We start from the raw sequence: 8,570 nt of genomic DNA on the forward strand, positions 1-8,570 counted from the left end.
AAAACGAGTTAAAAACATTATTGAACCAATTTTAGCAGGGCAAACCTTACCCGATACCCTAGCAGATGATAGGCAATATTTAATAGATTTAGGATTATTACGACGTGATCCGATGGGGGGATTAGTTATTTCTAACCCCATATATCGTGAAGTTATTCCCCGCGTTTTAGTCCAAGGAACTCAGGACAGTTTACCTTTAATTAGTCCTAGTTGGTTGACGGCAAAAGGTGAATTAAATATAGATGCTTTATTAACAGCATTTCTCAAATTTTGGCGACAACAGGTCGAACCATTATTAAGTAGTGCTGCTTACCATGAAATTGCCCCCCATATTGTATTAATGGCTTTTTTACATCGTGTGGTTAATGGTGGGGGAGTTTTAGAAAGGGAATATGCAATTGGTAGTGACAGAATGGATTTATGTCTGCGTTATAAAGATGTAATTTTAGGGATTGAATTAAAAGTATGGCGGGATAAAAAGCGCGATCCTCAAGCTGATGGAATTGAACAATTAGAATCTTATTTAGGATGTTTGGGTTTAGATTTTGGTTGGTTATTTATCTTTGATAGACGGAAAAATGCTTTACCAATGGAAGAAAGATTGTCAACTGAGGTGTTGGTGACGGAAAATCAATATAGAATTATTGTAATTCGGGCGTAAATGTTGATCTATTCCAACACCTTAAAGCTACGGAAAAGTATATAAAATCCATTTCACAGTCTGTATTGCCTCTGTGATTACCTCATCACCCCAAAGTTGTTTCATTACGGGTATTAAATTGTTAATTTCTTCCAATAAAGATTGACGATTATAAGAATATAAAGAGATTCTTGCTCTCCATAGATAATAGAAATATTCTGCATGATTGCCTACTATTTCAGGAACAATAAAGCTACAAAGCAACGCACGTTCTTCCTGTGAAATTTCTTCCATAAAAGCTCATTATATTTTATACCATTTCTCTAAATGAAAACTACACATCGAATTTAAATCCCCCTTTAAGTTCCCCTTTTTAAGGGGGATTTAGGGGGATTAAACTTCTGTAGTCAGACTTTGGAGAATTGGTATTAGTTGTCTTTAGAGATGAAAAAAAGTTTTATCAAGACAAAGAGTTCTTCCCAATTCTTTCACGACAAGTTTATAACCAAATGCTTAAAAAATGACTTAAGAAAAGAATAAAATAGGAGAGAATTCGGGAAAATAAGTAGGTAAATACGCCAATTAAGTTGCAAAGGGCAGTTCAAATGATTCTGGTTCTGATGGAGTTGCCGCCAAGATTATATACATCTGTACTGAATAAAAAAAGTGCAGGACTTTTAGGGTATTTTACCTTTTTCCTATCGGCATTTCAGGCTTTTTCAATATACCCTACTTAACTTTTCGCAATCCTTTAGAAAGATAGGCAACGAAAAAAGCTAACACTCCCGTCATCCCTACCTCGAAATAATTAGTCATGAGAATAGCGGTAAAAAAAAGGAGCAAGATAATTAATATAGTCCGCTTTTGTTCAGATAATTTCATCTCTAATTGCCTCTAATTCGGTTTTAATACTTAATGGTTGATAACCCAAAGAAAAAGCAAGAGAACTATCAAGAGAAACATCCTGCGGACGCGGTGCACTCATGGGAACATCGCACTGTAAACAGGGTTTTATTTGTTCCCTAGGAAGGTTAAAAACTGCCGCCATTAGTAAACCAAATTGATAACGAGAAACTCTTTCTTTACCCCCCAGATGAATAATCCCTTGCACTTTTTCTAATGCCAAAAGTAACCCATTCACCGCACTATTAACCCCAACAGCCGTCCGATATTCATCAGTGAATAGAGATAATTCTTTTCCCTCTTGGAGGGTTTTTAAAAATGGTTGCAGGAAACTATTAGCACTGGGAGAAGGGGAACCAAACATCAAAGGCATTCGACAAATAGCCGCCCGAGGATATATTGCTAAAATACCCTTTTCTGCCGCTACTTTTTGCTCACCATAGACACTGACTGGAGAAACGGGATCATTTTCGGAATAGGGGGCATTTTTACCATCAAAAACTAAATCGGTAGAGGTAAAAACTAGGGGTATTTGATATTGACTACATAAACGGGCAATTTCTAGAGAAGCTGTCAGATTAATTGCCTCGGATGCTTGGGGAAATTCTTGACAGAGATTCGGTTTTGATTGGGCAGCCCCATGAATTACCGCGTCGGGTTTAATCTGTTGAAAAAGTTCTTTAACTGCGGCTAAGTCTGTTAAATTAATTTTAATTAAATTTGGGTCATTACTATTGACATTGTGATTAAGGTATGTACCGAAACTTACCCAAGATGAGCGAGTTTTTTGGTAAATATGCCAACCTAAAAACCCACTAACTCCAGTGATTAACAGCGTTTTCATAGTTTAGAGATTAAATCCTTTTTCGTAGGCTAAAAACTGCACCTGTGGTTCCAACGGTTCACTAACTAAACCAATTCCTGCAAATCCCCATCGCTGCATCAGTCCCTTTAATTGTGTTCCTGAGAGAGTTTCCACAGAAAAATTATTGGCTAAATCCTGAGCATGGGTATTGATATAACTTAAAGCATCATAGGATTCTTTAAACAGAAGCAGATAACTGGCCGGAGTTTCGCTTTCACCTTTTCTCAGACGCGCTACTAGGTATTGTCCGTCTTGTTTTGACCTGAGTAAATAATGTGTAGTTGCTAACATAGTTTATTAAGTGAAAAGTGAAAAGGAAAAAAGGGGTTGGGTGGGGGTACATCCCATTTTTGTAAATCTACTGAGTTGGGATTTTTAAAGGGAAACTATCTTCTAAAATTGGTCATTACTTCCGATTTTACCACTCAATCCAAGCCTTTGGGGGGTTCTACCCCCCAAACCCCCCGCGCATTAGTTTTTCGGTGGGATGCTTACACGCAGCTGCTGATACATCTGTAATAATTTAAGGGTCACTGATAATTGCTGATTGTCCCTATTTCTGCAAATGTGAGATGCACCCGTTGGGTAGTGGTAAATTTAGCTGAAATTTCCCTATCACCCTACTTTAAATCCTCCAATTTAATTCTAGGATCTACAGCTTTGAGAAGCAAATCAGCCAGAAGATTACCGATAATCAACATAGTAGCACCCATCATTAAACTGCCCATAACTAAATACAAATCTTTAGCCGTCACAGCTTGCAAAATTAAGCGACCTAATCCTGGCCAATTAAAGAAAAATTCGGCGATAAATGCCCCACTTAACAAACTAGAAAATTCAAAGCCCAAAAGAGTTATCAGGGGATTAATAGCATTGCGTAAAGCGTGGACATAGATAACTTTATTTTCCGGTAAACCTTTCGCCCTTGCGGTTTGAATATAATCCTGTCGCAGAACATCTAATAATTGTCCCCGCATCAATCTTTGTAATCCTGCAAAACTGGTAACTGTCAGGGCAATAGTTGGTAAAATCATGTGCCAAGCGATATCTAAAACTTTACCGATAGGGGAATATTCCGAATAGTTAATACTGGTCATATCACCCACCGGTAAAAGCGGCGAGACATTTTGGGCGAGAATTAGCAGTAAAAGGGCAGTGATAAAACTGGGAAAACCTTGACCAAGATAACTGATAACTCGAAAAAATTTATCGATAAATTGGTTTTGTTTGACGGCACTGAGAATGCCCAAGGGAATCGCAATCGCCCAGGTTAAAATAATGGAAGTCAAAGACATTAATAACGTCGCTGGAATTCTCTCTAATAATAGGGAAGACACGGGACGAAAATAGGTAAAACTCAGACCAAAATTAAACTGAGTTACCACTTGCCACAACCATTTAAAATACTGGACAATCGGCGGGTCTTTTAAACCAAAAAGGGCAATATATTGTTCTTTAGTTTCCTGACTAATCTTGGGATTAAGGTCAAGCAAAGCCAGAAAACCGCCGGGGGTTAATTGGATAATAGCGAAACTCAAAGCCGAGGCCAACAACAGAGTTAATAAACCCTGGAGAACACGCTTGACAATATATAAAAAAGTTTCGCTAGTTAGGAGAGATTGTAACCCATTAGCACTCGATCGAGCGGTTTTAGCCTTATAATTATCATCGGTCGCTGTCATAAGTAATCATGCCAAGTTAATTTCCTAGTGGGGACTCCAATTCAGGAGTCAGGAGACAAATAGTCGCGCAGAATTAATTGCCATTTTTGAGATAGGCACTCTTGCCAGAGTGTTAGCGAAATGTGTAATTAATTCTGCTTAGGTACTTAAAAAAACCTAATAATCGATGAGGGTAATAATCGGTAAATCGGGTAGTTTTTCCCGACCACCGAGGTCGATTAACTCGATGATAAAGGCAAATCCTAACACCTCACAACCAATTTTTTCTAATAAATCGGCCGTCGCTTTCGCCGTCCCTCCCGTCGCGATTAAATCATCGACAATTAAGACTTTATGATGGGATGCCACCGCGTCCTGATGAATTTCGAGGCTATCGCTTCCGTATTCCAAATCATACTCGATACTATGAACGGCGGCGGGTAGTTTGCCCGGTTTCCGGACAGGAATAAATCCCGCTTCTAATTGGTATGCTAAAGGAACACCAAAGAGAAAACCCCGCGATTCCATACCGACAATGTAATCGGGGGATAAACCGTAATCGCGACACTTTGCCGTTAGGGTATCGATCGTGTAACGTAATCCTTGGGGATGATTGAGTAGGGTAGTAATATCGCGGAAGACAATACCCGGTTTGGGAAAGTCAGGAATATCGCGAATCAGTGATTTCAGATCCATTTGGTTTCCGTGTCTCGTAAAATGGGGGACAGCTATCTATACAATACAATTTACAATACCCTGACTCGATCGCCCTTGTGTTTTAGTTATCCTATATCATGACCTCTACTAGCCTAACGCCCGAATCTACAACATCAGCCCCAGAAAAACCGGTTATTTTAAGCGTTTTACCCGATTTTCCGATTGCAAGTCAGCAATGCGCCCTACATCTCCAACAGCATATCGATTTAATGCTGTTAGCGTTGGAATCCTTAGAAGTCGGTGCCGGGGAGGCCCTGTTAGCCCTCTGTAAAGAACTAGGACTCGATAAAATTGTCAAAAACCGGATTATTTTCTGGCGCTTGCGCTGTACCAATCCGTGGCGAATTTCCTACACCCTCGACCGTCTCACCCTTGACCAAGCCAAAGCTTTAGTTATCATTGCCAGTTACCGGGCCAAACCCCTAGCTATATCCATCAGACAATTACTGTTAGCGCGGCAACAGATGGAGTCAAAAGGTTTACCCGTGGATAATAATTTTCTTTTATCAGAATACCTAGAAAGATTTCGCTCCAATTTTCGCAGTCGCATGAACCCCCGTCGGGCCAAAGTATCGGTTTATCTAGCTGATGAAAATGCCCTAAATGAACTGGCTTTATCCCTCCTCGATCGGTTATTATTTTGTACTGGTACGACGGGAATGCAGCGGTTTTGGATTAGTTTATTTGATGGGGAGATCGTGTAGAAATGAGAAGACATTATAGCTTGCCCAATTGTACCCTGATTCTCGATGGTTTCGGCGATGATTTCGCCCCGGCTAACCCCGGGGATAGCCGACCTTTACTCTCAATTTTGACTAACGTAGAATGTCGGTTAGTCGGGGCCAATAAAGTCCTGCAAGGTGGTCGGGTTTTCTTGGAAAATTTGGTACAAGCGGTCAGTCAGTATGCCCAAGAATTTTTGAGTGGTGTTCGTCATCCCCAAGACCCCGTCCATGAACCAGATCATGTGTACCTAGAAAAGATTGACCAGAATCTCCATCGTCTGGTCTGGTATCCATCAACGGACTTGAATATCCCAGAAAGTCCAGTCAACATAGAAATCAGTACCGTGCAGTTATTCGATTTAATAGAAGCGATTGACCAATTTTTTGCCGATACTCGCACTTTACCTGACCTAACCCTGAAATTACAGCCAGTTTCCCGTCGCTACCATAAGGTGAATGAATCGGTGGCCAGTCGAACAGTGCCTTTTTTGGCAGGATTAGGCAGTCTTGTCGCTTGCGCCCTACTTTTCTATCTGTTACCCGTCCCCCAAGTCCGTAAACCCGAAAATCCACCCATTCCCGCCGCTTCTCCCAGTCCCACCCTCCCCACTAATCCCGTCCCCCCTCCTAGATAAAATTAGGCCCTTGCGCTTTTCCCAACACCCCACACCCCACACCCCACACCCTTCTCCCCCACCCTGTCCCAGTTTTTTAGAGAAAGTAACCGAGAAAAACCCGATCTTTTTTGCACAAGTTAGAAAAATTGTGTTATGCTGGTAATTCTGTGAAGGTTTTTCGATAGGGAGTATTGAAAAAAAAATGACCAAACTGGGAACCCATTTGATTGTCGATGCTTGGCAAGTACCTGCTGACCTCCTCAACGATCCCGAGCGCATTCGTCGCGCTATCCTCGATGGAATTACGGCAGGAGAAGCAACGCTGATCGATTTGTGTGTCCACCAGTTCAGTCCCCACGGAGTTACCGCGACGGCGACTTTAGCTGAATCTCATATCGCGATCCACACCTGGCCTGAACACGGCTATTTCGCCGCCGATTTATTCTTCTGTGGTGCCGGTAAACCCGTGGTTGCCATGGAAATTTTGACCAAATCCCTGCAAGCAGGTGAGATTAAAGTCCGGGAACTAACCAGAGGATTCCCCAGTCCTGCGGCAGTTTATGAAAGCAAAAAGGAAGAACCCCTTAAGTCTTCCCTGGTTATGGCCTAATTTCTAGCGCCCGCCTCGATAATAAGTTAGCAGCACTGGCGATCGCCTAAACTGAAATCGTGATCAGGATAACCTTTGTTTTTATCCTCGCCCTCTTTCCCTCTCTCGTTAGTCTCTGGTTAATTAACCGATCCCAACAGAGATTAAGCAACCGTTTGAGAGGGATTCGCCATCGTCACGAATACAGCCCAGTGATTGCCAGTGATTTTTTGTCAATCCCTCTAGAGACAGAAAATAAACCGGCATTTATAGGTGATCTTAGTTGTCGTTTTAATGCCTATTCCCCCCACTTGCGTTGTGCGGTTAATCCCCCAGGTCCCTGTGAAGGTTGTCGGCAGTACGAAGCTAAAACTGGCACAGTGTAAGCGGCTTGAGCTTCCAAACAGTTCCCTATTTGCTATCCTTAAAAATTATCGCTATCGCAATTGAGGAGTGTGGGAATAATGGCGTTCAAACGAAATTTGACCCTCTTAATCATCGGATTAGGATTAACTTGTTTACCCGTATATCCGGCCCAAGCTAACCAAATCAGCACCGTCACCCCGAATACCGCAGCCAATCAAACTCTCGCTACCCATCTGGTCCTAAAACTGAAAGAGAGAAAAGTTTACGTTTATCAAGATAAGCAAGTTTTAGCACAATTTACCGTCGCCGTCGGCAAAAAAGGCTGGGAAACCCCCACCGGTAAATTTGAAGTGCGGGAATTAGTTCGCAATCCCGTCTGGAAAAGTCCCTGGACGGGAAAAGTCAGCACCCCTGGTCCCAATAGTCCCCTAGGGGAAAGATGGATCGGTTTTTGGAGTGACGGCAAAAATTCCATCGGTTTTCATGGCACCCCCGCAGAAAATTCCCTCGGTAGCGCCGCTTCCCATGGTTGTGTGCGGATGCGGAATCGGGATGTGAAAGTGTTGTTTGATTTAGTCCGCATGGGAACCCCCGTCATCGTTCAACCTTAATTCTGGCAGATATTTTTTTAAGATGGGCAGGTCTTCGGGGCGATCAATATCCGCTAATTTAGGCAGATAAGCGGTCTTTAAGGCCAGTTTAGCGGCGATTGTCTGAGTTTTTGCCAAGACTTCCCCCGTCCCCCAGGGAATACCGTCAAAAAGCTCTGGAAAGACCTGTTTTAAAGCAATTAGGTAGTATCCTCCATCTAACGCCGGCCCTAAAACCATATCGTGGGTTTTTAGGGCTTCAAAGGCTGCTAAAATCTCTTTTTCCCCGATTTCTGGGCAATCTGTGCCAATAATAGCGATCGCTGTCATCCCTTGAGCAAAACCATCGGCAAAAGCATTTTGCATCTTTTCTCCTAAGTCTTTTCCTCGTTGAGAATGATAGCAATAATGCACACCTAACCAAGTACGCATTTTTTCCTCGCTGCCGCCATGGTAGTAAATGATCAGAGAGAGAAAACTCCTCAAACCCGCTAATTTACTGAGAGTATATTCGGCCAGTTTGCGGTGCAATTCTTCGGCTCCCTCGGCTGCCAAAGCTGGAATCATACGGGTTTTTACTTTCCCCAATTCTGGGTAACGGGTAAAAATAATTAGTTGTTGTCTCCAGTCCACGAGTGATTGCGACGATGATATTCATTATTAGTTTTAGCCTACTGTTAATAGGAGGCAGGAAACCCAATAAAACAGGCTTTATTGGCTTAGTATAGCTGAACTTTCCCCATACATATATACTACAATAGCCGAAAACCCTTATCCATCAATGGATACACCCCTTAACTTTTCTTGATGTACCCATGTAATTTGTGACATTTCTTAATGGACAAGAATTCTCTCTATTTGCTAGAATGATAGCCATGTATATAGAAAAAGTTCCTA

12 protein-coding genes and 1 pseudogene are annotated in these 8,570 nt (G+C 42.0%); 6 read left to right on the forward strand and 7 right to left on the reverse strand.

Annotated features, from left to right (window positions below):
- Positions 1 to 661 (forward strand): annotated as a pseudogene (locus PN470_RS13670) (ATP-binding protein); the annotation flags it as partial.
- Between the two features lie 27 nt (positions 662 to 688).
- On the opposite strand, the gene PN470_RS13675 reads toward PN470_RS13670, so the two are convergent.
- The 6 genes from PN470_RS13675 to PN470_RS13700 form a co-directional block, all read right to left on the reverse strand.
- Positions 689 to 934 carry a hypothetical protein gene (locus PN470_RS13675; RefSeq protein ID WP_103112591.1) on the reverse strand — a complete coding sequence of 82 codons (246 nt, stop codon included), beginning with the start codon at positions 932 to 934 and terminating at the stop codon, positions 689 to 691.
- A 435-nt stretch (positions 935 to 1,369) separates the two neighbouring features.
- Positions 1,370 to 1,522: a hypothetical protein gene (locus PN470_RS13680; RefSeq protein ID WP_002737765.1), complete on the reverse strand. Its 153-nt coding sequence runs from the start codon at positions 1,520 to 1,522 to the stop codon at positions 1,370 to 1,372.
- Positions 1,509 to 2,387, reverse strand: a complete 879-nt coding sequence (locus tag PN470_RS13685; protein ID WP_103112590.1) for an SDR family oxidoreductase — start codon at positions 2,385 to 2,387, stop codon at positions 1,509 to 1,511. Before PN470_RS13685 ends, PN470_RS13680 begins: the two co-directional genes overlap by 14 nt.
- Positions 2,388 to 2,390: 3 nt before the next feature.
- Positions 2,391 to 2,699: a hypothetical protein gene (locus PN470_RS13690; RefSeq protein WP_002737657.1), complete on the reverse strand. Its 309-nt coding sequence runs from the start codon at positions 2,697 to 2,699 to the stop codon at positions 2,391 to 2,393.
- A gap of 329 nt (positions 2,700 to 3,028) precedes the next feature.
- Positions 3,029 to 4,090 (reverse strand): ABC transporter permease, encoded by a 1,062-nt coding sequence (locus PN470_RS13695; protein WP_002736873.1) that lies wholly within the window; start codon positions 4,088 to 4,090, stop codon positions 3,029 to 3,031.
- A 156-nt stretch (positions 4,091 to 4,246) separates the two neighbouring features.
- Positions 4,247 to 4,765 (reverse strand): adenine phosphoribosyltransferase, encoded by a 519-nt coding sequence (locus PN470_RS13700; protein WP_002737799.1) that lies wholly within the window; start codon positions 4,763 to 4,765, stop codon positions 4,247 to 4,249.
- Between the two features lie 98 nt (positions 4,766 to 4,863).
- On the opposite strand from PN470_RS13700, the gene PN470_RS13705 reads away from it, so the two are divergent.
- From PN470_RS13705 to PN470_RS13725, 5 genes are all read left to right on the forward strand, one after another.
- Positions 4,864 to 5,490, forward strand: coding sequence for a DUF3038 domain-containing protein (locus tag PN470_RS13705; protein ID WP_002754979.1), 627 nt, complete (start codon positions 4,864 to 4,866; stop codon positions 5,488 to 5,490).
- A gap of 2 nt (positions 5,491 to 5,492) precedes the next feature.
- Positions 5,493 to 6,146 carry a DUF4335 domain-containing protein gene (locus tag PN470_RS13710; RefSeq protein WP_130757540.1) on the forward strand — a complete coding sequence of 218 codons (654 nt, stop codon included), beginning with the start codon at positions 5,493 to 5,495 and terminating at the stop codon, positions 6,144 to 6,146.
- Positions 6,147 to 6,330: 184 nt separating this feature from the next.
- The gene (gene speD, locus PN470_RS13715; RefSeq protein WP_002754975.1) at positions 6,331 to 6,738 is read left to right on the forward strand and encodes an adenosylmethionine decarboxylase; all 408 of its coding nucleotides are present in this window, start codon (positions 6,331 to 6,333) and stop codon (positions 6,736 to 6,738) included.
- A 59-nt stretch (positions 6,739 to 6,797) separates the two neighbouring features.
- Positions 6,798 to 7,103 (forward strand): DUF6464 family protein, encoded by a 306-nt coding sequence (locus PN470_RS13720; protein WP_271935825.1) that lies wholly within the window; start codon positions 6,798 to 6,800, stop codon positions 7,101 to 7,103.
- Positions 7,104 to 7,181: 78 nt separating this feature from the next.
- Positions 7,182 to 7,694: a L,D-transpeptidase gene (locus tag PN470_RS13725; RefSeq protein ID WP_002735789.1), complete on the forward strand. Its 513-nt coding sequence runs from the start codon at positions 7,182 to 7,184 to the stop codon at positions 7,692 to 7,694.
- On the opposite strand, the gene PN470_RS13730 is transcribed toward PN470_RS13725, so the two are convergent.
- Positions 7,656 to 8,306, reverse strand: coding sequence for a TIGR04282 family arsenosugar biosynthesis glycosyltransferase (locus PN470_RS13730; RefSeq protein WP_103112587.1), 651 nt, complete (start codon positions 8,304 to 8,306; stop codon positions 7,656 to 7,658). The genes PN470_RS13725 and PN470_RS13730 overlap by 39 nt on opposite strands.
- Positions 8,307 to 8,570: the final 264 nt, after the last annotated feature.

This window comes from Microcystis sp. CS-574 (genome assembly GCF_028329095.1).
Taxonomy (GTDB): domain Bacteria; phylum Cyanobacteriota; class Cyanobacteriia; order Cyanobacteriales; family Microcystaceae; genus Microcystis; species Microcystis ichthyoblabe_A.

Coding starts and splice junctions, on each gene's coding strand:
- PN470_RS13675 (WP_103112591.1), bottom strand. CDS start 934: ATGGAAGAAATTTCACAGGAAGAACGTGCGTTGCTTTGTAGCTTTATT.
- PN470_RS13680 (WP_002737765.1), bottom strand. CDS start 1,522: ATGAAATTATCTGAACAAAAGCGGACTATATTAATTATCTTGCTCCTT.
- PN470_RS13685 (WP_103112590.1), bottom strand. CDS start 2,387: ATGAAAACGCTGTTAATCACTGGAGTTAGTGGGTTTTTAGGTTGGCAT.
- PN470_RS13690 (WP_002737657.1), bottom strand. CDS start 2,699: ATGTTAGCAACTACACATTATTTACTCAGGTCAAAACAAGACGGACAA.
- PN470_RS13695 (WP_002736873.1), bottom strand. CDS start 4,090: ATGACAGCGACCGATGATAATTATAAGGCTAAAACCGCTCGATCGAGT.
- PN470_RS13700 (WP_002737799.1), bottom strand. CDS start 4,765: ATGGATCTGAAATCACTGATTCGCGATATTCCTGACTTTCCCAAACCG.
- PN470_RS13705 (WP_002754979.1), top strand. CDS start 4,864: ATGACCTCTACTAGCCTAACGCCCGAATCTACAACATCAGCCCCAGAA.
- PN470_RS13710 (WP_130757540.1), top strand. CDS start 5,493: ATGAGAAGACATTATAGCTTGCCCAATTGTACCCTGATTCTCGATGGT.
- speD (WP_002754975.1), top strand. CDS start 6,331: ATGACCAAACTGGGAACCCATTTGATTGTCGATGCTTGGCAAGTACCT.
- PN470_RS13725 (WP_002735789.1), top strand. CDS start 7,182: ATGGCGTTCAAACGAAATTTGACCCTCTTAATCATCGGATTAGGATTA.